Source organism: Mesorhizobium sp. WSM1497 (assembly GCF_001672455.2).
Lineage (GTDB): Bacteria > Pseudomonadota > Alphaproteobacteria > Rhizobiales > Rhizobiaceae > Mesorhizobium > Mesorhizobium ciceri.
In genome coordinates this window covers 1,889,351-1,914,423 of record NZ_CP021070.1, presented here as the reverse complement: position 1 = coordinate 1,914,423, position 25,073 = coordinate 1,889,351, and the positions used below count along the sequence as shown (strand labels likewise).

Here is a 25,073-nt window from a genome sequence, read left to right as displayed (position 1 = left end):
CACCAAGCTTTTCCAAAAGGTCAAAATTCCGCGTGAATTTTGTTTCGGGCCATGCCAGATTGCCGCCGAGCGGGAGGGAATACACTCCTGGCTGACGTCGCATGCCTGCCGGAGAACCGGGCCGGCATGCGGTGCGTAACGGAAAAAATAACCGACAGGGTGTGGATCACATGAAACGTATCGTTCTCGGCCTCCTGGCCGCAACCGCAATGGTTCTTCCGGCTTTCGCCGCGGATGTCCAGCCGGCCATCCTCTATGATCTCGGCGGCAAATTCGATAAATCCTTCAACGAGGCTGCCTATCACGGCGCCGAGAAATTCAAGACGGAAACCGGCACGGCCTACGTCGAATTCGAGGTCTCCAACGCCTCGCAGCGTGAGCAGGCGCTGCGCCGCTTCGCCGAGGACGGCCACAACCCGATCGTCATGGCCGGCTTCGCCTGGGAGGATGCGCTGAAGAAGGTCGCGGCCGAATATCCCGATCTCAACTTCGCCATCATCGACGACGCCGTCGACATGCCCAATGTCCGCTCGCTGGTATTCAAGGAAAACGAAGGCTCCTATCTCGTCGGCATCATGGCGGCGATGGCCTCGAAGTCGAAGAAGGTCTCCTTCGTCGGCGGCATGGACATCCCGCTGATCCGCAAGTTCGAATGCGGCTATGTCGGCGGTGCCAAATCGGCCGGCGCGACCGATGTCATCCAGAACATGACGGGTGACACGCCGGCTGCCTGGAACGATCCGGCCAAGGGCGGCGAGATCGCCAAGACGCAGATCGACCAGGGCTCCGACGTGGTCTACGCCGCGGCAGGCGGTACCGGCGTCGGCGTGCTGCAGGCGGCGGCAGATGCCGGCAAGCTTGGCATCGGCGTCGATTCCAACCAGAACGGCCTGCAGCCCGGCAAGGTGCTGACCTCGATGCTGAAGCGCGTCGACGTCGCCGTCTACACCGCCTTCATGGACGGCAAGAACGGCACCTTCAAGGGCGGCGTCGAGAATCTCGGCCTCAAGGAAGGCGGCGTCGACTACGCCATGGACGACAACAACAAGGCGCTGGTGACGGACGAGATGAAGGCGGCCGTCGAAAAAGCCAAGGCCGACATCATTGCCGGCAAGGTCGAAGTACACGACTATACGACTGACAACGCCTGCCCCTATTGAGCGGCACGAACATACAGCCATGATCTGCAAACCGCCGGGCGCCAGCCCGGCGGTTTTGCCTTTACCGGATCGAGCGAAACCTTCGCTCCGTGCCGGACACCGTTTCGAGATACAGATGCAGCCGACGATCGGACCCATGGGCGAGCACGACGTAGCAGCGGTCGCGCAACTGCGCCTGTCTGCCTTTTTCGAGGGAACCGGAAGGACTCTCGGGGAAGATGCGGCAGGGCTTCGCGACTTGATCGCCGGTGACGGTTTCGAGGCGGCATTCGTGGCCCGGATCGGCGACACCCCGGTCGGGACATGCCTGCTGGTCCGCCACGAACTGGAGCCCGCGCATGATCTGACGCCATGGCTGGCCGGGTTGGTTGTCGATGCAAAGTATCGACGCCGAGGCATCGCCACCGCGCTGGTCAAGGCAACGGAAGCCCATGCGGCGTCACGGGGCGTCGAGATGCTCTATCTCTACACATGGGATGCGCGTGATTTCTACGCGGCCGTCGGCTGGAACATCGTTGGGATATGCCGTTCGGACGGCGAGACGATGGCTCTGATGTCTCGCCGGCCTCGCCTATAGCAGCTTCGCGACGAGACAACCGAGCGCGAACGCCACCATCAGTCCGGCGGCAACCACAAATCCACGCCGGCCGCCCAGCGCGTGCACGCCGACGCCGTATGGCCGCTGCGACAGGCTTCGGATCACGGTTGGCGGCCTGGCGTCGCTCAGGCCAGAACTACGCATCTGCGGCAGGTCGCCAATGCGCTGCGTGATCTGCTTCCAGCGCTCTTCGCCATCCCCCGGTTCGGCACGGTCGAAGACGTGCATGCGCTCGGCAAGTCGCACGACCTCGTCGCGGAAGGCCGGGTCGATCTGCAGATCACGTTCGGCCCGTTCGCGCTCCGCATCGTTCATCAGGCCACGCACATAGTCGCTGGCCCGTGCAATGCGATCGCTTTCACTGGCCATGGCATGCGCCCTTCCCTTTTTCCTCACCAGTGCGGCGGCTTGGTTACAGGCACTTCATCTCCCGTCTGCTCCTCCAGCGCCAGAAAGCGATCCGTCAGCGCGTCGAGCTTGCGCTGCATGCGCTCGATCACTTTCCACTGCTCGGCGATCTGGCCGGACAGTTCCTCGATGGTCTTCTCCTGCTCGGCGGCGCGGATTTCCAGCGTCGTCAGCCGGTCGGCGGGTATGGTCATGTGAATTCCCCAGTCTTCACCGCGATGTCGTTCACCGCGATGTCTTGCGCCGCAATGCGAATTTCGGCTCCGTCATACTAGCGAATGTGAAGGCCCCGGCCACGTTGCAAATTGACAAGCGCACCGGGATTTGTCGAGAGTGAACCTGCTCCGCCAATTGGCACGGGCGGAGCGTCATGCTAGGCGTTTTGACCAAGCGATAAAAAAATAAGAGTGGGACAGGCTGCATGGCGCAAGCCGCAATCGAGTTGATCGGCATCAACAAGAGTTTTGGTGCGGTTCGCGCCAACCGGGACATCAATCTTGAGATCGGTCGCGGCACGATCCACGGCATTGTCGGCGAGAACGGCGCTGGCAAGTCGACGCTGATGTCGATCCTCTACGGCTTCTACCAGGCCGACAGCGGCGAGATCCGCGTTGGCGGCCAGCCGGCTTCGATCAAGACCCCCAATGACGCCATCGCGCTCGGCATCGGCATGGTGCATCAGCACTTCATGCTGGTCGACAATTTCACGGTGCTGGAGAACGTCATCCTCGGCGCCGAAAGCGATGCGCTCTTGAAGAAGAGCATCGCCAAGGCGCGCTCCGAACTGGAGCGGCTGGAGCGTGAATACGGGCTGGAAGTCGATCCCGATGCAATCATCGAGGAACTGCCGGTCGGCCTGCAGCAGCGTGTCGAGATCCTGAAGGCGCTCTATCGCGGCGCCGAGATCCTGATCCTCGACGAACCGACGGGCGTTTTAACGCCGGCCGAGGCCGACCATCTGTTCCGCATCCTTCGGCAGTTGAAGGACCAGGGCAAGACGGTGGTGCTGATCACCCACAAACTGCGCGAGATCATGGCCATCACCGACACGGTGTCGGTCATGCGCCAGGGCACGATGGTGGCGACGCGCGAGACCAGGAAGACGACTGTCGAGGAACTGGCCGAGCTGATGGTCGGCCGGCGCGTGCTCTTGCGGGTCGAGAAGGGCGAGGCAGAGGCCGGCGCCGTCAAGCTCGCAGTCAAGAACCTGACGGTCAGGGATACGCGCGGCGTCACCATGGTCGACGACATCTCCTTCGATATCAGGGCCGGCGAGATCGTCGGCATCGCCGGGGTCGCCGGCAACGGACAATCCGAACTGCTCGAGGCGATTTCCGGCATCAGGCGTGCCGTTTCCGGCTCGGTCATGCTGGATGGCAAGCCGATCGACCTGACCGGTGCCGCCGACCCCGGAGAGTTGCGCGACCGTGGCTTGGCGCATGTGCCGGAGGACCGCCATCACGTCGGGCTGGTGCTGGCCTTCGAGGAGAACGAGAATTCGATCCTCGGCTATCACGATGATCCCCGCTATTTGAAGGGGCCGTTCCTCAACATCGATGCCATCCGCAACGATGCCAGGGACAAGATCGCCAAATACGACATCCGCCCGGCCGACTGCCGGCTGAAGACCGCCAATTTCTCCGGCGGCAACCAGCAGAAGATCGTGCTGGCACGGGAGATGGAACAGGACCCGGGCGTGCTGATCGTCGGCCAGCCGACACGCGGCGTCGATGTCGGCGCCATCGAGTTCATCCACAAGCGCCTGATCGCCATGCGCGATCAGGGCAAGGCGGTGCTGGTGGTGTCGGTCGAGCTGGACGAGATCCGTTCGCTGTCCGACCGTATCCTGGTGATGTTTGCCGGCCGCATCGTCGGCGAGCGCGGCTCCGAAGCGACCGAAGGCGAGCTCGGCCTGCTGATGGCCGGCATCGAGCACCAGGAGGCAGCACTTTGAGCACGCCTTACGCCAAACTGCCGGCCTGGGCCGATTATGGCCTGATCCCGCTGATCAACCTGTTCGTCGCCTTCCTCGTCGCCGGCTTCGTCGTGCTTCTGGTCGGCGAGAATCCGTTGCGCGCCGCCGTCATCCTGGTCGAAGGCGCCTTCGGCAAAGGCACAGGCATCGCCTTCACTCTGTTTTATGCCACCACCTTCATCTTCACCGGGCTTTCGGTGGCGGTGGCCGCGCATTGCGGCCTGTTCAACATCGGCACCGAGGGGCAGGCCTACATCGCCGGCCTTGGCATCGCCATCGTCTGCCTGAGCTTCGACAGTACACTGCCATGGTGGCTGACCTTCCCGCTGGCGATCATTGCTGCGGCGGCGGTGGGCGCATTGTGGGCGCTTATCCCGGCCTATCTGCAGGCCAAGCGTGGCTCGCACATCGTCATCACCACCATCATGTTCAACTTCATCGCCGCCTCGATCATGGTTTACCTGCTGGTCGGCCCGTTGAAGCCAGCCGCCTCGCAAGCGCCGCAGACGCGCAACTTCCTCGCCGGCGCGGAATTGCCCAAACTCAACTGGATCATCGAGCTGTTCGGCGCCAAGATCCGTTCGGCGCCGCTCAACGTCACCTTCCTGCTGGCGCTGGTCATGGCCTTCCTGGTCTGGCTGCTGATCTGGCGCACCAAGCTCGGCTACGAGATGCGCACCTACGGTCACAGCCCGAAGGCGGCACGCTATGCCGGCATTTCCGAAACCCGCATCATCATCACCGCCATGATGATCTCGGGCGCGCTGGCCGGCATGATGGCGCTCAATCCGGTGATGGGCGATCAGCACAATGTCGCCATCGACTTCGTTTCCGGCGCCGGCTTCGTCGGCATCGCCGTGGCGCTGATGGGCCGCCTGCACCCTGTCGGCATCGTATTGGCGGCGGTCCTGTTCGGCATGCTCTACCAGGGCGGCGCCGAACTCGCCTTCGAGATGCCGGCAATCAGCCGCGACATGATCGTCATCATTCAAGGCCTGGTGATCCTGTTTGCCGGTGCCCTCGAGCACATGTTCCGGCCCTACATCCAGGCGCTGTTTGCCTCGTTCAGTCCGCGATCGGTCGGCATGGAAGCGGTCAAGGGGAAAGGTGCCTGAGATGGATGTGTTCAACGCGATCATCCAGACACTGGACTCCACCATCCGCCTCTCGGTGCCGCTGCTGCTTGCTTGCCTCGCCGGGCTCTATTCGGAACGCGCCGGCATCTTCGACATCGGCCTCGAAGGCAAGATGCTTGTCGGCGCCTTCGCCGGAGCGGCCGCAGCTTCCGTGTTCCATTCGGCCTTTCTCGGCCTCGGCATGGCGGTCGTGATCTCGGTCGCCTTCGCCATGATCCACGGCTTTGCCTCGATCACTCATCGCGGCAACCAGATCGTCTCCGGCGTGGCGATCAATTTCATCGCCGCCGGCTCGACCATCATCCTCGGCCAGGCCTGGTTCCAGCAGGGCGGGCGCACGCCGGCGCTGCAACCGGGCGAGCGCTTCGAGGCCATCACCCTGCCGGGCGCCGAGGCCATCCGCGACGTGCCGATCATCGGACCGATCTATGCCGAACTCCTGTCGGGCCACTCGATCCTGGTCTATCTTGCCTTCCTGATGGTGCCGTTCACCTGGTGGGTGCTGTTTCGCACCCGCTTCGGCCTGCGCCTTCGCGCCGTCGGCGAGAACCCGGCCGCCGTCGACACCGCCGGCATCTCGGTCGCCTGGCTGCGCTACCGGGCGCTGATCTGCACCGGCATCCTCACCGGCATTGCCGGCGCCTACCTGTCGATGGTGCAAAATGGCGGCTTCGTGAAGGACATGACTGCCGGCAAGGGCTATATCGCGCTGGCAGCCTTGATCTTCGCCAAGTGGAAGCCGGTCAACGCCATGTTCGCCTGCCTGCTGTTTGGCTTCCTGGACGCTGCGTCGATCCGCCTGCAGGGATCCCCGCTGCCCATCATCGGCAAGGTGCCGGCGCAGTTCATGCAGGCGTTGCCCTACATCCTCACCGTCATCCTTCTCGCCGGCTTCATCGGCAAGGCAATCCCGCCACGCGCCGGCGGCGTGCCTTACGTCAAGGAACGTTGAGCGACGGGTCGGCTTTGCGCCGGGTTTTGAACACGATCATCGGAGAGAACGCTGAATGTCGCATGATCTGTTCGAGGCCGCCAAGGCCGCCATGGCCAAGGCCTACGCGCCCTATTCTAAGTTTCCGGTCGGCGCTGCCTTGCGCACCGAGGACGGGCGCGTCTTTACCGGCGCCAACATCGAAGTCGCCTCCTATCCGGAAGGCTGGTGCGCCGAGACCACGGCGCTCGGCCACTACATTATGGGCGGCGGCGGCAAGATCGTGGAAATCGCCGTCCTAGCCGAACGCATGGCCAAATGCTCGCCTTGCGGCGGCTGCCGCCAGCGGCTTGCCGAATTCTGCCGGCCGGAAACAAAGCTCTATCTCTGCGACAATGCGGGTGTGGCCGAAACCGTGACCATGGGCGACATGCTGCCTTACGGCTTCCGCGGCGATATTTTGAAATGAGCAACAGGCTCAAATGAACAGCTGGCAACGATGACGGAAAAAGCCCTGGATCATCTCGTCGAAAGGCTGGACGGCCTGGCGCCGGCCACGGCACTGGTGCTCGGCTCGGGCCTCGGCGGTCTGGTCGACCAGATCGAGGACCCGATCCGCATCTCCTATGCCGACCTGCCCGGCTTTCCCAGAAGCGGTGTCACCGGGCACGCCGGCGAAGTGGTGGCAGGGCTGTTTGCCGGCGTGCCGGTGCTGCTGCTGTCGGGCCGTGCCCATTACTATGAGCACGGCAACGCCGCGGCGATGCGGCCGGTGCTGGAAGTGCTTGCCGGCATCGGCATCACGAAACTGATCCTCACCAATGCCGCCGGCTCGGTCGATCCGGACATGCCGCCGGGCTCGGTGATGCTGATATCGGACCACATCAATTTCTCGGGCACCAACCCGCTGATCGGCGAACCAAGCGACCGGCGTTTCGTCGGCCTGACCGAAGCCTATGATGCCGGCATCCGCCAGGCCATCGAACGGGCGGCAAAAGCGACCGGCACCACCCTGCACAAGGGCGTCTATATGTGGTTCTCCGGCCCATGCTTCGAAACGCCGGCCGAAATCCGCATGGCGCGCATCATGGGCGCCAATGCGGTCGGCATGTCGACCGTACCGGAGGTCATTCTCGCCCGCTTCCTCGGACTGCGCGTCGCCGCCTGTTCGGTCATCACCAATCTGGCGGCCGGCATGACCGGGGCCGAGCTTTCGCACCAGGAGACCAAGGACATGGCGCCGGTCGGCGGCGCGCGGCTGGCGACGGTCCTGCAGCGCGTGTTCCGCGACGGACTGCTGGAGATCTGATGCTTCCCCAGGAAATCATCCGCCGCAAGCGCGATGGCCTCAGGCTGTCGGAGGAGGAGATCGCCGGCTTCGTCGCGGGCGTGACGTCAGGCGCCGTTACCGACGGCCAGGCCGGCGCCTTCGCCATGGCGGTGTTCTTCAACGGCATGAACCGCGACGAGGCCGTGGCGCTGACGCTGGCGATGCGCGATTCCGGCGATGTGCTCGACTGGTCGGACCTGCCAGGTCCGGTCACCGACAAGCATTCGACCGGCGGCGTCGGTGACAATGTCTCGCTGATGCTGGCGCCGATCGTCGCCGCCTGCGGCGCCTATGTGCCGATGATCTCGGGCCGTGGCCTTGGCCACACCGGCGGTACGCTGGACAAGATGGATGCCATCCCGGGCTACGTCAGCCAGCCCGATGTCGCGCTGTTTCGCAAGGCGGTGCTCGAAACAGGCTGTGCCATCATCGGCCAGACCGCCGACCTCGCACCCGCCGATCGACGACTCTATGCGATCCGCGACGTCTCCGGCACGGTCGAATCGGTGCCGCTGATCACCGCTTCGATCCTGTCGAAGAAGCTGGCGGCCGGGCTGCAATCGCTGGTGCTCGACGTCAAGGTCGGCAACGGCGCCTTCATGGAAAAATCGCGCGACGCCACCGCACTCGCCAACAGCCTGGTTGAGATCGCCAACGGCGCCGGACTGAAGGCCTCGGCGTTGATCACCGGCATGAACGAGCCGCTGGCGTCGGCCGCCGGCAACGCAGTCGAGGTGCGCAACGCCGTCGATTTCCTCACCGGCCGGTATCGTGACCGTCGGCTCGAAGATGTGACGCTGGCGCTGGCCGCCGAAATGCTGCAGTCGGCCGGGCTGGTGTCGTCCAATCAGGATGGCATGCGGCGCGCCACCGAGACGCTCGCCAGCGGCCGCGCCGCCGCCACTTTCGCACGCATGGTGGCCGCGCTTGGCGGCCCCGCCGATTTCATCGAGAAACCGGAAAAATATCTGCCTGCGGCGGCGATCGAACTTGCCGTCAAGGCGACCGCAAATGGCTTCGTCACCGGCATCGCCACCCGCGATATCGGGCTCGCCGTGGTCGGCCTGGGAGGTGGACGCACGCGGCCGGACGACCAGATCGACCCTGCGGTCGGCATCACCAGACTATTGCCGGTCGGTGCGGAGGTTGGGATCGGCGAGCCGCTGGCGCTGATCCATGCCCGCTCATCGGCCGATGCCGAGGCCGCCGCGGCAACCGTGCTTTCGGCCTATATGGTCGGCGCCTCGAAGCCGCCCGCCGACAAGTCGGTCATCCGGCGGATTCTGCCGCGCGGCTAGAGCAATTCCAGGAAAAGTGTGAAACGGTTCTCCCTGGGAAAAAGCGCATAGCGCTTTCCCTTGGGAAATTGGAAAACGAATAGCCTTACTGGACGAGCAGCAGCGTGCCGTTCTCGACCTGGTATTTGTCGAGCCGGTTGAGGAAGCTCATGCCGATCAGATTGGTGCGCAGCGCCCTGTCGTCGAGCACGATGGTCTGGACGTCATTGACGGTGATGCTGCCGATCTGCAGGCGGTCGATCATGGCCACAGCCGCCTTGATGGTGCCGTTGGCGGTGTTGACCTCGCGGTTGAAGTCGGAAGCGTTCAGCGACAGGCCGATCCTGCGTGCCGTCGAAATGTTGATGGCGACCAATGTAGCGCCGGTGTCGATCATGCCGTCGACCTGACGTCCGTTGAGCTTGAAGGGTGACGAGAAATGCCCGCGTTCGTCTGCCGCGACGAGGACCTTGCGGCCCATCGGCAGCGGTGCCGCGGGCTTGTTGGGCACCGATGCCAGATTGACGTTCGGCTGGGCTTCGACCGCTTGTTTGCCCGGCACCGCCGACCTCAGCAGGTTTTCGACGAGTTGCGGATTCGACTGATACACAATCGGTATCGATGCCGATGTACCGGCGAAAACGGCGAGGATCAGAAGTTTGCGCAGCATGGATCGGCCTCGCCGCATGACCCCGAAAATCGGGAACGATTTTCGGAAAGGCTCATGCACAAAATCAAAGTGCTACAGCGTCCTTTGCGCGTCCGAAACGGACGCGCGGCGCTGTAGTGACAGCCGATCGTTAAGCCCGGATGGTGTTTGCCGCTTTAACGCGCGCCAAAACCGCGCCTTTGCGTAAATATTTGGTAAATCGTACCAGGCGACTTGGTCTGATATTACTTGGTCCCGTACATGCGGTCGCCGGCGTCGCCGAGGCCGGGCATGATGTAGCCCTTCTCGTTGAGCTGGCGGTCGATCGAAGCGGTGAAGACGGGAACGTCCGGATGCGCCTTGATGAAGCGCTCGATGCCTTCGGGCGCCGCCAGCAGGCAAAGGAAACGGATGTTGGTGGCGCCGCGCTCTTTCAGCTTGTCGATCGCCGCGATCGCCGAATTGGCGGTGGCCAGCATCGGATCTACGACGATCACCAGCCGGTCGGCGAGGTCGCTCGGCGCCTTGAAGAAATATTCGACCGCCTCCAGCGTTTCGTGATCGCGGTAGAGACCGACATGGGCGACGCGCGCCGCCGGCACCAGGTCGAGCAGGCCTTCCAGCAAGCCGTTGCCGGCGCGCAGCACCGAGGCAAAGACCAGTTTCTTGCCCTCAAGCGTCGGCGCTTCCATCGTTTCCATCGGCGTTTCGATGGTCGTCGTCGTCAGTTCGAGATTGCGGGTGACCTCGTAGCCGAGCAGCAGCGAGATTTCGCGCAGCAGCCGGCGGAAGCCCGCCGTCGAGGTTTCCTTCTTGCGCATGATGGTCAGCTTGTGCTGGACAAGCGGGTGGTCGACGACGGTGACGCCCTGCATGGTGTTCTCCTGATGCCTGCGCCCGAAAATGCGCGCATCGCCCTTTCGGACGCGCCGCGCTTCAAGCTGCCTGGGCGAACCCTAGCGGCAATGCGCCGGCCAAGGAACCGCTTGGCCCGCACCGACCACAGCTTTGTCGGCGGAAATCAGCGTGCCGCGCTGTTCAACCGGGCAAGAAGTGCCGTCTTTGTCTTTCTATCGACGAAAGCGGCCTCGATGGCCGTTCTGGTGACGGCGGTCAGCGCCTTGTCGTTCATCGAGAAATGCTCGGCAGCGATATCGTATTCACGCTTGAGCGAGGTCCAGAAATAGGGCGGATCGTCGGAATTGAGCGTCACCTTGCAGCCTGCCGCCTGCAGGGCCGGAAACGGATGATCGGCGAAACTGTCGAACACCTTGAGCGCGATGTTGGAACCGGGGCAGCATTCCAGCACGATGCCCTCGTCGGCGATGCGCCGGACGAGGTCCAGGTTCTCGATGGCGCGCACGCCATGGCCGATGCGGGACGGACGGATGTGATCCAGCGCCGCCTGGACGGTCTCCCAGCCCGTCAGTTCGCCGGCATGGATGGTGATGCCGAGCCCGGCTTCGCGAGCGATCTCGAAAGCCCTGACATAGTCCTCCATATCACCGATCCGCTCATCGCCGGCAACGCCGAAACCGGTGACCAGCGGATGCCCGCAGCGCGCCGCGAAGCGCGCCGCCTGCTCGATCGACTCGACGCCGACATGGCGCACGCCGGTGACGATCATGCGGCCCTCGATGCCGGTCTTGGCCTTGGCGCGGGCCATGCCTTCGCCGAGCGCGTCGGTATAGGCCTTGGGCGACAGGCCGGCTTTTTTAGCGTGGTCCGGCGAGGTGAACACCTCGGAATAGATGGCGCCATCGCGGGCAAGGCTGGTCAGATAGTGGTCGGCCAGCCGCGCATAGTCCTCCTCGGTCCGGAACAGATCGGCGGAAAAATCATAAGCCGCCAGGAAGGAGGTGAAATCGTGCCAGACGAAGGACCCGTTCTGGATATAGGGCGAGGTGTCCTTGCCGTATTTCTGGGCCTGGCGGATGACGAGTTCGGGCGCCGCTGCCCCTTCGATGTGGCAGTGCAGTTCCGCTTTCAAAGGCATTCAATCATCCCGTCGGTCCGTCCAGGTCTCGAAAACCCGCCACCTGGAAGCGCGGCTGAACACCGCGCCTTAAACAATAGCGCCCGCACCATCGATCGGCTATGGTCCCGCCGGTTTTATGACGGATCAAAAAAATGTCAGTTGAGAGAACCACGGCCGCGGGCGGCATGGAAACCTCCTATGGTTTCAAGCGTGTAGGGGCTGGCGACAAGCAGTCCCTGGTCAACGATGTTTTCCACAAGGTCGCCAACCGCTACGACCTGATGAACGATCTGATGTCGGCCGGCCTGCACCGGCTGTGGAAGGACGCCATGGTCACCTGGCTCAATCCGCCTAAACGGGCGGGCTGGAAGGTGCTCGACGTTGCCGGAGGCACCGGCGACATTGCCTTTCGCATCGTCGATGCCAGCCACGGCAATGCCCATGCCACCGTGCTCGACATCAATGGCTCGATGCTGGCTGTCGGCCGCGACCGGGCCGAAAAGAAGGGCCTGTCCGGCAACACCGATTTCGTCGAGGCCAATGCCGAGGAACTGCCCTTCCCTGATGCCACATTCGATGCCTATACCATCGCTTTCGGCATCCGCAACGTACCGCGCATCGAGGTGGCCTTGGGCGAAGCGTTTCGCGTGCTGAAGCCCGGTGGGCGCTTCCTGTGCCTGGAATTTTCCGAGGTCGAGATGCCGCTGCTCGACAAGGCCTATGAAGCCTGGTCGTTCAACGCCATTCCAAAGATCGGCAAGATGGTCACCGGCGACGGCGAGCCCTATTCCTATCTGGTCGAATCGATCGCCAGGTTTCCCAACCAGCAGAATTTCGCGACGATGATTTCCCGCGCCGGCTTCGACCGCGTTTCCTTCCGCAACTATTCCGGCGGTATTGCAGCACTTCATTCGGGCTGGAAGCTTTGAGGCCGGACCGCATTTCTCACAATCGACGCGTGCTATGCCGGTTCAAAGAGCCGGCAGGGTTGGCGCGGCCATGAGCAATGTCAGTGCAGGATTCCGGCTCGTAAGGGCCGGCTGGGTGCTGGTCCGCGAGGGTGTCGTCGCCGCTCTGCCGGGTGAGGAACTGTCCGGCCTGCCGAAGTTCGGCTGGCGGATGGCACGGCTGTTCACGCGCCGCCGCGCGCTGGCCTATGAGCGCAGCGACCGGCTGGCCAAGGCGGTCGTCCGGCTCGGTCCCTCCTATGTAAAGCTCGGCCAGTTCCTGGCGACGCGGCCCGACGTCGTCGGCAACGACATGGCGCTCGATCTCGCCATGTTGCAGGACAAGATGCACACCTTTCCGAAGGCCGAAGCCATAGCGGCCATCGAAGCCTCGCTCGGGCGCAAAGTCGGCGATCTCTACGTGCAATTCGGCGATCCGGTCGCCGCCGCCTCCATCGCCCAGGTCCATGCCGCCGATGCCATGCATGACGGCGTTGCCACCAAGGTGGCGGTCAAGGTGATCCGGCCCGGCGTGCGCCGCCGCTTCTTCCAGGATCTCGAAAGCTATTTCCTTGCCGCTCGCCTGCAGGAGAAATACATCCCCTCGTCCCGCCGGCTGCGGCCGGTCGAGGTCACGCAGACGCTGGCACAGACCACCAAGATCGAGATGGATCTTCGCCTCGAGGCGGCGGCCCTCTCGGAGCTCGGCGAAAGCACCAGGCACGACCCCGGCTTTCGCGTGCCGTCCGTCGACTGGGAGCGTACCGGCCGCGACGTGTTGACCATGGAATGGGTCGACGGCGTCAAGATGAACGACATTGCCGGACTGGTCGCGGCGGGCCACGATCTGAAAACCATCGCCACCAACCTGATCCAGTCGTTCCTGCGCCACACGCTGCGCGACGGATTTTTCCACGCCGACATGCATCCGGGCAATTTGTTCGTCGAGGCGAACGGCACCATCGTCGCCGTCGATCTCGGCATTGCCGGCCGGCTCGGCAAGAAGGAGCGCCGCTTCCTCGCCGAAATCCTCTACGGCTTCATCACGCGCGACTATCTGCGCGTCGCTGAGGTCCATTTCGAGGCCGGCTATGTGCCGCGCCAGCACAATGTCGCGGCCTTCGCGCAGGCGATCCGGGCGATCGGCGAGCCGATCCATGGCCAGCCGGCCGAGACCATCTCGATGGCCAAGCTTCTGACGCTGCTGTTCGAGGTTACCGAGCTCTTCGACATGGCGACGCGGCCCGAACTGATCCTGCTGCAGAAGACCATGGTGGTGGTCGAGGGCGTGGCGCGCACGCTCGACCCGGCCTTCAACATGTGGAAGACTGCCGAGCCGGTGGTCGGCGACTGGATATCAGGCAATCTTGGGCCGCGTGGCATGATGATGGATGCGCGCGATGGCGCCAAGGCGCTGCTGACGCTGGCCCGCCAGGTGCCCGAGCTTGCGGCGCGCACTGACCGGCTGTCGCGCGAGATCGACCTGATGGCCGAGCATGGCCTGCGCTTCGACGAGACCACCGCCCACGCCATCGGCAAGGCCGAAGCGCGCTACAGCCGCTCCGGCCGCTGGGCACTCTGGGTGATTGCCGTGACGCTGGTCTATATCGCCTGGAAGATCATCTGAGTTCTCGGTGACAGCAGTGCCGGCATTGCTATCATTGAAAGCAACGCTTTCATGGACTAGGTTGAGGTAAGGAGCAAAAACATGAGCACACTTACCATCCGCAATCTCGACACCAACGTGAAGCAGAAACTGCGTGAGCGAGCTGCCGTGAGGGGAGTCTCAATGGAAGAGGAAGCGCGTAGCGTTCTTGCCAAGAGTGTTCTTTCGGACGGTGTGGACCAAGACCCTCGGGGAGAGTCACTCTATGCCGCGATTCGTAGGCTGGTTGAGCCCCATGGCGGTTTCGATGTCGAGTTGCCGGAGCGCGGCCCTACGCGCGAGCCACTGAAATTTGACTAACCATGTTCGTGCTGGATACGAATGTTATCTCGGAAACCTTCAAACCACGGCCGGATGCAGGGGTGGCTACCTGGATGGATAGCTCGCTCGCGACCCGCTCATATGTCACGGCGATGACCAAGGCAGAGCTGCTCGTTGGGCTTGCGAACATGCCGGACGGAACGCGTAAGGCTGCACTGGGTAGTGTCATCGGGGCCTTTTTCACCAAATGGCTCAAGACCCCAGTGCTCGCGTTCGGTGACCGCGAAGCCGAAGCATACGCGGAGATTGTTTCGAACAGACGATTTCTGGGACGTCCTATACGCGAATTTGACGCACAGATCGCCTCGGTTGCTCGCTCGCGGGGCTTTGCGATGGTGACTAGAAATGTTGCTGACTTTTCCGATTGCGGTATCAGCATAGTCAATCCTTGGGAGGGTGCATGAGCCTCTCCGGCAAGCGCATCCTGCTCATCATCGGCGGCGGCATCGCCGCCTACAAAGCGCTGGATCTGATCCGCCGGCTGCGCGAGCGCGGGGCCGCGGTTCGGGTGGTCATGACATCGGCCGCGCAGGAATTCGTCACCACGCTGTCGGTCGGCGCGCTCTCCGCCGACCATGTTTTCACCGAGCTGTTCGACCGCAATGACGAACACGATGTCGGCCATATCAGGCTGTCGCGCGAGGCCGATCTGCTGGTGGTGGCGCCCGCCACCGCCGACCTGATGGCGAAGCTCGCAAACGGCCACGCCAACGATCTGGCCTCCACCGTGCTTGTCGCCACCGACAAGCCGGTGCTGATGGCGCCGGCCATGAACCCCAGAATGTGGGCGCATCCGGCCACCCGCCGCAACCGCGCGACGCTGCAGAAGGACGGCGTCACCTTCGTCGGTCCGGCAAGGGGCGAGATGGCCGAAAGCAATGAGACGGGCGAAGGCCGCATGGCCGAACCGCTGGAGATCGTTGCCGCGGTCGAGGCGCTGCTCGATGTCGGCCCCAGGCCGCTGTCGGGGCGCAAGATCATCGTCACCTCCGGCCCGACCCATGAGCCGATCGACCCGGTGCGCTACATCGCCAACCGCTCGTCCGGCAAGCAGGGCCATGCGATCGCGGCAGCACTGGCCAGGCTCGGCGCCGATGTGCGCCTCGTCTCCGGCCCTGTCGGCATCGCCGATCCCCCCGGAGTGAAGACCATTCACGTCGAGCGGGCGCAGGAGATGCGCGACGCGGTGGAACGGCTCTTGCCCGCAGATGCGGCGGTGTTCGTCGCCGCCGTGGCCGACTGGCGCACCGAGAACTCGGCCGGTGAGAAGATCAAGAAGGTCGCGGGCGAAGGGCCGCCGGTGCTGCGCATGGTCGAGAATCCCGACATTCTCGCCGGCGTCGGCCATCACAGCCAGCGACCCGGCCTGGTTATCGGCTTCGCCGCCGAGACACAGGATCTCCTGCGCAACGCCGAGGCCAAGTTCAAGAAGAAAGGCGCCGATCTCATCGTTGCCAACGACGTGTCGCAGGGAAGCGGCGTCGGCTCTTCGGGCGTGATGGGCGGCGATCGCAACCGGGTGCGGATCGTGTCAAAGGCCGGTGTCGAGGAATGGCCGGAGATGAGCAAGGACGAAGTGGCGGCTCGGCTTGCCGCCCTGATCGCCGAACGGCTTAAAACAATCGTCGTTTGACTGAAAGATGTTCTGCTGCAGTGACGCACCGCCCTGCCGCGAGACTGCGTTCAGGCGGCGCGCGCTTTAAGTCCTGCGGCTCACATCAATTGGTCAAAAGCTCCGCGGTTCGGGCAAGTGCGCCGGCGAAGCCGTTGAGCGGAATGGAAAAGCTCACCGCTTGTCCGGTGTCTGCCGCGAAAGCGTCGATCTTCAGCGTGGTGCCTGATTTCAGCAGCGGCGTGACAGTCGCATCGAACATCACCGGCACCAGACAGCCGACGACCTGGCAGGTGTTGAACGCCAGGCTGCCGTCCAGCTTCTGATCGTCGATGGTCAGGCTCACCCCCTTGGCCAGCGCCAGGCCGAACGGCAGCGCAAGCGTTCCCGTGGCATCCTCGCCGGTCTTGCTCGACAGCTCGATCGCCAGCAGGCGCTGATTGTTTTGCTTGTTGAATTGCTGATGCGACAGGCTGCAGGTTTTGGTCGCGCCTGATATCTGGCAATTGACCGTCCAGTCGCCGTGGGTTTCGGACAGTGCCGACGCGCCACCGGGCAACTGCGGCGCATCGGCGGCAGCCGGTGCCGCGACCGCCTTGTCGCTCTTGGTTTGCGCCGCCACGGCCGGCACACCGACGGTGCAGGCAACACCCAGCATCGCCAAGAAATACGCGAACTTCCTCATCAAGACCCCTCCCGCCCGGCTCCGCCTCGGGCCAGCTAGAAGCTGACCTTGAGAGACGCGCTGATCGCGTTCTGTTTAACCGTTTCGCCGAAGGCGCCATTATATCTGACGGACATGCCGACGCCATTGACGCCATTCAGTTCAAGGCCGGCGCCGACCCGATAGAGCGGCGAATCGACGGCCTCCGTCAAGTGCAATGCGGGGTTGCCAGGCAGATTCTCCGCCGCCGCGAAGCGACCTTCGATTTCCCACTCCTTGTTGGAAAACTCCGCCCCGGCCTTGCCGTAGACGCGAAGGCTGGCAATGTCGCTGAGCGCGATGTCGGTGCCGATCTCGATTGCAGGGGTTGCAGAATAGTAGGTGTTGGCCGAGCCATCGAAGTTGAAGGCGGCGACCGAACCCTCCTCCGTGCCTGAGACACGCAGCCAGCGCGCGTCGAACTGCACTGTCGGCTGCAGATAGAACGCGCCCATCTCCCGGGTGAAACCCAACCGCGCCGAGCCGCCGAACATCGCGGTCTTCTGTGTGTAGGTGACGCTGCTGCCGATGCCAGGCAGCATTACCTCGTCGAGATAATCACCCGCCAACGTTTCGCCCGGAATGTAGAATGCCGGGTCGATATGGGTGTCGCGTTCGCCCTTGAACGAGCCCGTGCCGCCACCGAGTGCAAAGTCCACGAAGTAATTCTTGTTGGTATATTTGGCCAGCGCGTAGGCCTGCCAGGCCTCACCGGTGGTCTCCGACAGCAGGTCTCCATCAAAGCCGATCTTGGAATCGAACTCTGTGCGGCCGATGGTGGCGCCAAGCGACCAGTTCTGGCCAATCTCGCCAATGCCGCCAAGCGACATCGTCTTCAGGACGTCGTCGCGGCTTGTAGTGCCAGCACCCGCGTCGCGGCCGTACTCGGCCTGCGGGCTGATCGTTGCCCAGACGCAGCGGCCGTCGGGATTCTTGTAGGCAGGCACGCCAGTACACTCACGCGCCGCTTCCAGCATCATGTCGGCTTCGCGGTTGATCATGTCGAACGTATGCACGGCATAATGCGGTGTGAGCCGGGTCAATGCTGCACCCAGTTCCTCTTCATTGGGCAGGAAGCGCAGCATGTTGATCAGCCTGGCCATCGGGTTGTCCGGGGTCGATGCTGCCTCGACATCGTCAAGGTACTGCGCCATCTGGAACACGCCGGGATCGGTGGTGCCGGACCCCGGATCCTGCGCCAGTTCCAGGAATGTCGGGTTGTCGGCGTAAAGAACGAGATCGGTGCCGCCATCCACCCGGAACTGGAAGTTGAAGCCCACTGCCGGATGCAAGGTCTTCGCTGCTATGCCGGAGTCGGTCATCCCCGAGCCATTGGCGACCACATATTCCGTGAACAGCTTATCGATCGACAGGAAATTCAGCGGCGCTTCGCCGTTGAAGTCACCGGCCGCCGTTAGTGCCAGGGCATCCGTGATCTGGTTGTTGAGATCCACATCGGTGACGAAATCGCCGAAGAGGTTTTGTTTGAAGCTGCCGCCGACATCCACCTTCGCCACCACGCCGATGCCCTGGTTGGTATAGAGCCCGTCATTGGTGAACAGCCCGCCGCCGAGATCTATGGTTTTCAGTCCGACCATCGAGGCATCGGCAAAATTGTGGAAGCTGTTGTTGCCGCCGCCGAGATCGATGTTGCCGATGACGCGTCCCAGCGTGTCGCCCAGCGGCGAATTGTCGACATGGTCATCACCCGACGTGCCGGTAATGGCCAGCGGACTGAAATCATCGAGCAGCGATTCCAGGATCGCATTGGTCGGCACGACGGGACCGGGCGCCAACAGGAAGGTCTGGAATGCCTGGATATCCGCTGTCTGGATCTCGAACGTCGGCGTCGCTCCCATTGCGTAGAGCAGGCTGTGGTTGGTCAGCGCGTTGTTGGCGCCGCCGACGAGCATGGCGGCAACGCCGGTTCCGGCGCCGCCAATCGTGTAATGACCGTTGAGATTGATGGTGATGTTGCCTTTCGCGCCGTTGGCTGTGCTTTCGCCGTAGGCGGCCACGGAACCAGCACCCTGCGCGAACAGGCTGTCGCCCGCGGTCAGCGTAACCGCGTGCGCGTCGCCGATGCCGGTCGCGCTCTGTCCGAACATGGCATACGAGCTCGCACCCTTGACCCAGACCTGGCTCATGGCCGTCGCCGTCGCCGCCGCGGCATCGCCGATGCCACCGCCGGAACCGGCAGCGCCGGCGGAGAGCGTGCCGGCCAGGCCGCCGCCGCCGCCCACCGCCTGGGCCACGATGCCGTGCGCCCGCTCGCCATCGGTGACGATCTCGCCGTCCTGCTGGATGGTCACCGTGCCGCCATTGCCCTTGGCACCCGCAAATGTGTTGAAGCCGATGGTGTTGTTGTCGATGCCGCTGCCGCCATCCGCCGTGGCGCCGAAGCGCCCGAAGCCGGCGCCGCCGATGCCGCCGCCGCCGCCGACCGACTGCGCGATGATGGCGACCGCATCGACACCATGCGTGGTGATGGTGCCGGTGCGGATCACGGTCACGTCGCCGCCATCGCCGCCATTGCCGCCAAGGCCGCCGATGCCGAGCGCGTTCGAGGTTTTACCTTTTGCGTCGCCGCCGACACCGCCGCCGCCGCCCACCGACTGCGCCACGACGCCATGCGCGCGGGCGCCGAAGGTTTCGATCGATCCGGAAACCTCAACCCTCACATCTCCGCCATCGCCGCCGTTGCCGCCCTTGCCGCCCAGGCTGAGAGCAAAGGAATCGGACCCGGCGAAGTCGGACGAAACCGTCCCGCCATATCCTCCACCGCCGCCGATGGACTGGGCGAAGATGCCGTATGACCCATCCTTGTGTGTGATGATCTCGCCATCGTTGGTGACGGTGACCTTGCCACCATCGGCCTCGTTGTCGGGGTCGTTGGGGTCGCCGACCACCGGGATCGGAATCCCGTTGGGTATGCTGGCACCGCCACCGATTGTCATGTCTGCTTCCGATGCGCCGGTCGCGGCACCCGAGGCACCACCGCCACCGCCGATCGACTGCGCAAAAATGCCGTGCGAGATATAGCCCAGTGTTTCAATCTTGCCGAAGTTGTTGACCTCGACCTCACCGCCGATGCTGCCACTGCCGCCTTGGCCGCCGATATACATGGTAACCGCCGTCTCGGCCTTACCGGTCTCCGTGGAGCCAGCGCCACCCGCACCACCGCCGCCGCCCACCGACTGTGCGAAGATGCCGTGCGAGTTGTCGTCCTGCGTCAGGATCGAACCGCTCTGGAAGTTCTGGACGTGAACCTTGTCGCTGGTACCGCCAGCGCCGCCGGCGCCGCCGAGGCTCAGCGTGATGGCGATCTTCGAGTCGGTGGATGACGTGCCGGACGCGCCGCCGACGCCACCGGAGCCGCCGATCGACTGCGCCAGGATGCCGTGGGAATTGGCCTTGTCGGTCTGGATTATGCCGCTGTTTTCGACATTGACCTTGCCACCGTTGCCGCCGACCTCACCCGAGCCGCCAAGCGACAGGTTTACCGCGACCTCACCGCCATCGCTCTTGCCCTTGCTTTCGCCGGCACCACCTGCGCCGCCGCCGCCACCGACCGACTGCGCGAAGATGCCTATCGAGCGCTCCTGCTTGGTCCATATCGTTGCGCCGGCCATATTGACGACATCGACCTGGTTGCCATTGCCGCCCTTGCCACCCGCACCGCCAAGCGAGCCGCCGATTGCGTAAGTGCCAAGCACGCCAGAGCTGGACGAGCCGCCGACACCGCCGCCGCCACCGATCGAATTGGCGCTGATGCCATAGGAATCGGCGCCGTCCGTGACGATCAGATTGCGGTTGGTCACCGAAACCGTGCCGCCATTGCCGGCGCCGCCGGCACCGAGGGCGATCGCCGCGCCGATACCGACCGAAGTCTCGCCAGCATCGCCTGGGCCGACGATATCCTCTTTGGTCGAAGCCGAGCCGCCACCGCCGCCACCGCCGCCGATGGACATGGCGAGGATGCCGACCGAGTTGAACCCGCTTGTGCGGATCTCGCCCGAATTATCGACTGCGACACCGACCTTGCCATCGAAACAAGTGGCATTGCCACCGGCGTCCGCGGCACAGGCGGCATCGTTGCCTTCGCCGCCATTGCCGCCGATGCTGACATTTGCGGTAACGCTCGTGCCGGCGGTGCCGCCGACGTGGAAGGCCTGCGTGTTTGTCGCACCGCCCATGCCGCCACCGCCGCCGATCGATTGGGCAACAATGCCGGACGAATAGTCGCCGTCGGTGGTCAAATTGGCGGAATTCGTAACATCCACGGCACCGGACTTGTTGCCTGTGCCACCCGCCCCGCCGACACCAACGTTGACGGCGACGTTGACGCCGTTTTCTGTACCGAGATCGGCCGTCGCGCCATTGGTCGCTCCGCCGTTGCCGCCGCCGCCGCCGATCGACTGGGCAACGATCGCGGCGCTCATGTCCCCACCCGTCTTGATCGTCATGGCGTTGTGAACGGCGACATCGCCGCTGATGTTGCCCTTGCCGCCGCCGCCACCGATGGTGACCGTCGCATTGATGCTGGCGTTGACCCCGAAGCCGCCTGCAGCTCCCCAGGAATCGCCGCCATTGCCGCCGCTACCGGCCACCGATTGCGCGAGGATGCCGATCGCGTTGGCGCCTTTGGTAACGATGCTGCCGCCGCCATTCATGCCGCTGTCGACGATGACGAGGTCGCTCTTGCCACCGTCGCCACCCCAGCCACCAACAGTGACACCGAGTGAAACGCTGACCCCCGTGCTGGCTGCACCCGAAATCGTGGCAGCGCGGCCGCCATTGCCGCCGCCGCCGCCGATGGACTGGGCAACGATGCCGCCGGAACCGGCTGCGTCGGTGTCGGCAATCAGGTTGCCATCAGCCCGAACCGTTACCTTTCCACCATTGCCTCCGTTGCCGCCCTCGCCACCCACGGCAACCCCGACCGAAGCGGACACGTAGAGACCAGCGCTGACCGCGCCTGAATAAGCCGAACCGCCGTTGCCGCCACTGCCACCGACCGATTGCGCAAGGATGGCCTTCGAGCCCATGCCGCCGACATGAATGTCACCTTTGTGGGTGACCGTGACCTGGTTGCTGAGATTGCCATCGCCGCCACCGCCGCCGATCGCCACGGAAGCGGCGCCGAACAGACCGACGGCAAACGTTCCGACAGATCCGCCATTGCCGCCACCGCCGCCGACCGACTGGGCGAGAATGCCGTGTGAGAGGGAGCCCACCGTCGTGATGTTGGTGGTGTTCTTGACCTCTACCTCGCCGGCCGCGCCGCCGGCCCCGCCTTTGCCACCGATGCCGACCGCGGCAAAGGCGCCGGCCGCCATCGCAAACCCGCCGTCGCCGCCCGAGCCGCCGACCGACTGCGCGAAGATGCCGATCGACATATCCTTGTCCGTGCTGATCAGGCCTGTGTTTTCGACATAGACCTTCTTGCTCCCGCCGCCCGACGCGCCATCGCCGCCAAGCGAGAAGGACGGCCCGCCAACCGAGACGGCAAATCCGCCTGAGCCGCCACCGCCGCCGATCGACTGCGCCAGGATGCCATGAGACTGGACACCTTCGGTGTGTACCGCCGCGCCATTGGTGACATCGACGGTCCAGCCCGTGCCGCCGCCACCTCCCTTGCCACCGATTGTGACGTTGGCGCCGAGGCCGGCGGAAGCCGTGCCGCCGCCATTGCCGCCGCCGCCGCCGATCGACTGGGCGATGATACCCGTGGAGCGGTCACCAAGCGTGTGAATCAGCCCTGAATTGATGCCGACCGTCACTGCCTTGGCGTCGCTGGCAGTGCCGGCCTTGCCGCCGATGCTGACAGCAGCCACAAGACCCGCGCCGTTCAACGAGAAGCCGCCATTGCCACCGCCGCCGCCGACCGACTGCACGATGACGCCGGCCGAGTCCGACTGATGGGTCGTGACGTCAAGTGTTGTCGTCGAGAAGAACTTTGCCGTCCCGGCTTCGCCGCCCCCCGCGCCCGAACCACCGATGCCCACGCTTGCGTTGACGCTCAGGCCGAACTGGCCGCCGCCATTTCCGCCACCGCCACCGATTGATTGCACGATGATACCGGCCGACCTTTCGCGGAAAGTCTCGACCGAACCATTATAGGTGGCTTCCGTCGCCACGCCCTTGCCGGCCGCGCCGCCTCTTCCCCCCATGCCGAAGCCGGCAATCGCCGACAGTGTGCCGGAAAAGCCGCCATTGCCGCCGCCGCCGCCGACCGACTGCACGATCAGGCCGGCCGAATCCGCGCCGTCCGTGGTGATCGATTGCATCGCGCCATCAGCCGTGCGCAGCGTGACGGCATCGGCATCGCCGCCGCCTGCGCCACTGCCGCCGACACCCACACTGGCGCCGAAGCTGGCAGCGCCGGAAAAGCCGCCATTGCCGCCGCCGCCGCCGATCGATTGGGCAACGATGCCGGTCGACCGATCCCCGGAGGTGTTGACGGTGCCGCCGACGGTCGCGTCGACCACGCCGCCTTTACCCGCCTTGCCGCCACTGCCGCCGACGCCCACTGCTGCGACGGTCGAGCCGGAAAGTGCAAACCCGCCATTGCCGCCGCCGCCGCCCACCGACTGCATAAGCACGCCGATGGAATCGTCCCCGAGCGTGGTGACCTTGGCGTTCGCAACGTTGTAATTCACCTTGTCGCCGTCACCCGCCGCATCGCCTGATCCGCCTACCGACACACCCACCAGGCCGCCAATGGCAATGGCGCCGCCGCCATTGCCGCCGCCGCCGCCGACCGACTGTGCGATGATGCCGCTAGCGGAACGGCCGTTCGTCTCGACGGTCACACCGTTGCCGGCCTGATTGACGTTGACCACGCCACCCTTGCCGCCAGTGCCGCCGCCACCGCCGATGGCGACCGAAATTGCAGGCGCTACGCCGATGGCGTAGCCGCCATTGCCGCCGCCACCGCCGACCGACTGGATCAGAATGCCATGCGCGCCGTCGCCGCCGTTTCCATCGACGCCGGTCTTGATGACGCCGCCAATATTGCCGGTCGCCGTATCGCCCTGGCCGCCACCGCTTGCCTTGCCACCGATCGACACGAGACCGATGGCGCCGCCGCCATCGCCGCCGCCGCCGCCCACCGACTCGACCAGCATGCCGATGGCGCCCAGGCCACTGGTGGTGATGTTGCCGGTGTTGGTCCCCGTGGCTGCCCGGCCGTCATTGCCATCCGTACCCGCGCCGCCACCGCCGAACAGACCTAGACCGCCACCGCCGTCGCCGCCGCCACCGCCCACCGACTGCACGACCATGCCGCTGGCAAAATCTCCCCGAGTTGTGATGGTCCCGGAATTTATCCCCTCGGCATTGCCGCCGATTGTCGGCACGCCCCCATTGCCGCCGTTACCCACGATACCGAAACCACTTGCACCATCACCGGCAACGCCGCCCGCCGACCGCACAAGCATACCCTTCGAGAAAGCCCCGTCCGTGGAAATGGAGCCGGCATTATCGCCTTTCGCGTCACCGCCGAAACCGCCATTGCCGCCATTGCCACCCTTGCCGGCACCGATCGCAGCGCCCAAGCCGCCATTGCCGCCGCGCCCTCCGCTGGAATTGACGGTGATGCCGTTCGAATTAACCCCGTGCGTGATGATATTGCTTTCGATCGTAGTGGTCACGGTCGCCGTGCCGCCATCGCCACCCCGCCCGCCGACGCCGCCCTTACCGCCTACCGCGATGGCGAATGCCCATGCGCCGTTACCACCATCCCCACCGCCGGCGTCGCCCGATATGCCGGGAGCATTGTCCCCCGATGTTTCGAGGGCGCCAGATGCGTTGTTTGTTATATCGACGGTTCCGCCCTTGGCGCCATCGCCGCCTTTACCACCCTTGATCTCCACAAAAGGCGGGACGGCTGTTGCATGGACAGCCGAGCCGCCATCGCCGCCGCGCCCACCCCGGGCGCTGCCAACGAAAGCGGCCTCCCCGGAGGTCGTGCGGCCGACACTATTCGTTCCCGTAGCCGGCGCCACCGGCGAATGGCCATCTCCGGCGTCAGCAGTACCGATTCCGTCATCACCATTGTCGCCCGGTGCACCATCCGTATTGATGGACAATTGCTGCGCATGGACCGGAGATTGAGCGTAAGGAAAGACCAGCCCCACCAGTGCCGTAGCGCAAAGCAATCGAGCTATCCGTTTGGGCAGAGTGGCGAGACATTGATTCGGCCGGCCGGGCAAACCCTTCTGAGTCGCCGCGGCATCACGAAGAACTTCCTCAGAACATGCCCTGGCTGAACCGTCGTCGGCCGATGCGCACGACAATACGGCAACGCGCTCTGTGAACAAAGCCATGCACTTACCCCCCGTTTTACGGGGGCGCGCCTCAATGCCTGCTTGAGTCCGA

General features: G+C 64.3%; 20 protein-coding genes. 13 read left to right on the top strand and 7 right to left on the bottom strand.

Features of this window, described 5'->3' with window-relative positions; translation table 11 throughout:
• Positions 1-170 precede the first annotated feature (170 nt).
• Positions 171-1,160, top strand: a complete 990-nt coding sequence (locus A9K65_RS09380) for a BMP family ABC transporter substrate-binding protein (RefSeq protein WP_024502791.1) — start codon at positions 171-173, stop codon at positions 1,158-1,160.
• 115 nt (positions 1,161-1,275) lie between these two features.
• Positions 1,276-1,737, top strand: coding sequence for a GNAT family N-acetyltransferase (locus A9K65_RS09375; RefSeq protein ID WP_064995586.1), 462 nt, complete (start codon positions 1,276-1,278; stop codon positions 1,735-1,737).
• Here A9K65_RS09375 and A9K65_RS09370 read toward each other — a convergent pair.
• Together A9K65_RS09370 and A9K65_RS09365 are read right to left on the bottom strand one after the other, a co-directional pair.
• Positions 1,732-2,127, bottom strand: coding sequence for a hypothetical protein (locus tag A9K65_RS09370; protein ID WP_064995585.1), 396 nt, complete (start codon positions 2,125-2,127; stop codon positions 1,732-1,734). The two genes, A9K65_RS09375 and A9K65_RS09370, sit on opposite strands and share 6 nt — an antisense overlap.
• 23 nt (positions 2,128-2,150) lie before the next feature.
• Positions 2,151-2,360 (bottom strand): SlyX family protein, encoded by a 210-nt coding sequence (locus A9K65_RS09365; RefSeq protein WP_013529634.1) that lies wholly within the window; start codon positions 2,358-2,360, stop codon positions 2,151-2,153.
• 227 nt (positions 2,361-2,587) lie between these two features.
• Here A9K65_RS09365 and A9K65_RS09360 point away from each other — a divergent pair, with 227 nt between their 5' ends.
• Genes A9K65_RS09360 through deoA form a run of 6 tightly spaced genes read left to right on the top strand, consistent with a single transcriptional unit; the run spans position 2,588 to position 8,836 of the window.
• Entirely contained in the window at positions 2,588-4,120 is a 1,533-nt protein-coding gene (locus A9K65_RS09360) for an ABC transporter ATP-binding protein (RefSeq protein WP_013529633.1), read from the top strand.
• Complete coding sequence (locus A9K65_RS09355; protein WP_027161353.1) at positions 4,117-5,256, top strand: ABC transporter permease; 1,140 nt, start codon at positions 4,117-4,119, stop codon at positions 5,254-5,256. Before A9K65_RS09360 ends, A9K65_RS09355 begins: the two co-directional genes overlap by 4 nt.
• A 1-nt stretch (position 5,257) precedes the next feature.
• Entirely contained in the window at positions 5,258-6,229 is a 972-nt protein-coding gene (locus A9K65_RS09350) for an ABC transporter permease (protein WP_013529631.1), read from the top strand.
• 55 nt (positions 6,230-6,284) lie between these two features.
• Entirely contained in the window at positions 6,285-6,677 is a 393-nt protein-coding gene (gene cdd / locus A9K65_RS09345; protein WP_013529630.1) for a cytidine deaminase, read from the top strand.
• A gap of 30 nt (positions 6,678-6,707) precedes the next feature.
• Positions 6,708-7,517, top strand: a complete 810-nt coding sequence (locus A9K65_RS09340; protein ID WP_064995584.1) for a purine-nucleoside phosphorylase — start codon at positions 6,708-6,710, stop codon at positions 7,515-7,517.
• Entirely contained in the window at positions 7,517-8,836 is a 1,320-nt protein-coding gene (gene deoA, locus A9K65_RS09335) for a thymidine phosphorylase (RefSeq protein WP_064995583.1), read from the top strand. The genes A9K65_RS09340 and deoA overlap by 1 nt, the downstream gene beginning before the upstream one ends.
• Before the next feature lie 85 nt (positions 8,837-8,921).
• Here deoA and A9K65_RS09330 read toward each other — a convergent pair whose 3' ends face one another.
• The 3 genes from A9K65_RS09330 to A9K65_RS09320 all read right to left on the bottom strand — a co-directional run bounded on the left by A9K65_RS09330 (position 8,922) and on the right by A9K65_RS09320 (position 11,460).
• Positions 8,922-9,485, bottom strand: coding sequence for a TIGR02281 family clan AA aspartic protease (locus A9K65_RS09330; RefSeq protein WP_024502797.1), 564 nt, complete (start codon positions 9,483-9,485; stop codon positions 8,922-8,924).
• 224 nt (positions 9,486-9,709) lie between these two features.
• Complete coding sequence (upp, locus tag A9K65_RS09325; protein WP_013529626.1) at positions 9,710-10,339, bottom strand: uracil phosphoribosyltransferase; 630 nt, start codon at positions 10,337-10,339, stop codon at positions 9,710-9,712.
• 146 nt (positions 10,340-10,485) lie between these two features.
• Positions 10,486-11,460 (bottom strand): adenosine deaminase, encoded by a 975-nt coding sequence (locus tag A9K65_RS09320; RefSeq protein WP_064995582.1) that lies wholly within the window; start codon positions 11,458-11,460, stop codon positions 10,486-10,488.
• A gap of 134 nt (positions 11,461-11,594) precedes the next feature.
• On the opposite strand from A9K65_RS09320, the gene ubiE reads away from it, so the two are divergent.
• The 5 genes from ubiE to coaBC all read left to right on the top strand — a co-directional run bounded on the left by ubiE (position 11,595) and on the right by coaBC (position 16,009).
• Complete coding sequence (gene ubiE / locus A9K65_RS09315; protein WP_013529624.1) at positions 11,595-12,371, top strand: bifunctional demethylmenaquinone methyltransferase/2-methoxy-6-polyprenyl-1,4-benzoquinol methylase UbiE; 777 nt, start codon at positions 11,595-11,597, stop codon at positions 12,369-12,371.
• 70 nt (positions 12,372-12,441) lie between these two features.
• The gene (gene ubiB / locus A9K65_RS09310; RefSeq protein WP_064995663.1) at positions 12,442-14,016 is read left to right on the top strand and encodes a 2-polyprenylphenol 6-hydroxylase; all 1,575 of its coding nucleotides are present in this window, start codon (positions 12,442-12,444) and stop codon (positions 14,014-14,016) included.
• Between the two features lie 81 nt (positions 14,017-14,097).
• The gene (locus A9K65_RS09305) at positions 14,098-14,355 is read left to right on the top strand and encodes a plasmid stability protein (protein ID WP_013529622.1); all 258 of its coding nucleotides are present in this window, start codon (positions 14,098-14,100) and stop codon (positions 14,353-14,355) included.
• Between the two features lie 2 nt (positions 14,356-14,357).
• Positions 14,358-14,780 carry a type II toxin-antitoxin system VapC family toxin gene (locus A9K65_RS09300; RefSeq protein ID WP_013529621.1) on the top strand — a complete coding sequence of 141 codons (423 nt, stop codon included), beginning with the start codon at positions 14,358-14,360 and terminating at the stop codon, positions 14,778-14,780.
• Positions 14,777-16,009 carry a bifunctional phosphopantothenoylcysteine decarboxylase/phosphopantothenate--cysteine ligase CoaBC gene (gene coaBC / locus A9K65_RS09295; protein WP_064995581.1) on the top strand — a complete coding sequence of 411 codons (1,233 nt, stop codon included), beginning with the start codon at positions 14,777-14,779 and terminating at the stop codon, positions 16,007-16,009. Before A9K65_RS09300 ends, coaBC begins: the two co-directional genes overlap by 4 nt.
• A gap of 85 nt (positions 16,010-16,094) precedes the next feature.
• Here coaBC and A9K65_RS09290 read toward each other — a convergent pair whose 3' ends face one another.
• Both A9K65_RS09290 and A9K65_RS36470 read right to left on the bottom strand, forming a co-directional pair.
• Positions 16,095-16,673: an invasion associated locus B family protein gene (locus tag A9K65_RS09290; RefSeq protein ID WP_027161348.1), complete on the bottom strand. Its 579-nt coding sequence runs from the start codon at positions 16,671-16,673 to the stop codon at positions 16,095-16,097.
• A gap of 35 nt (positions 16,674-16,708) precedes the next feature.
• Positions 16,709-24,784, bottom strand: a complete 8,076-nt coding sequence (locus tag A9K65_RS36470; protein WP_280953815.1) for an autotransporter outer membrane beta-barrel domain-containing protein — start codon at positions 24,782-24,784, stop codon at positions 16,709-16,711.
• Positions 24,785-25,073 lie beyond the last annotated feature (289 nt).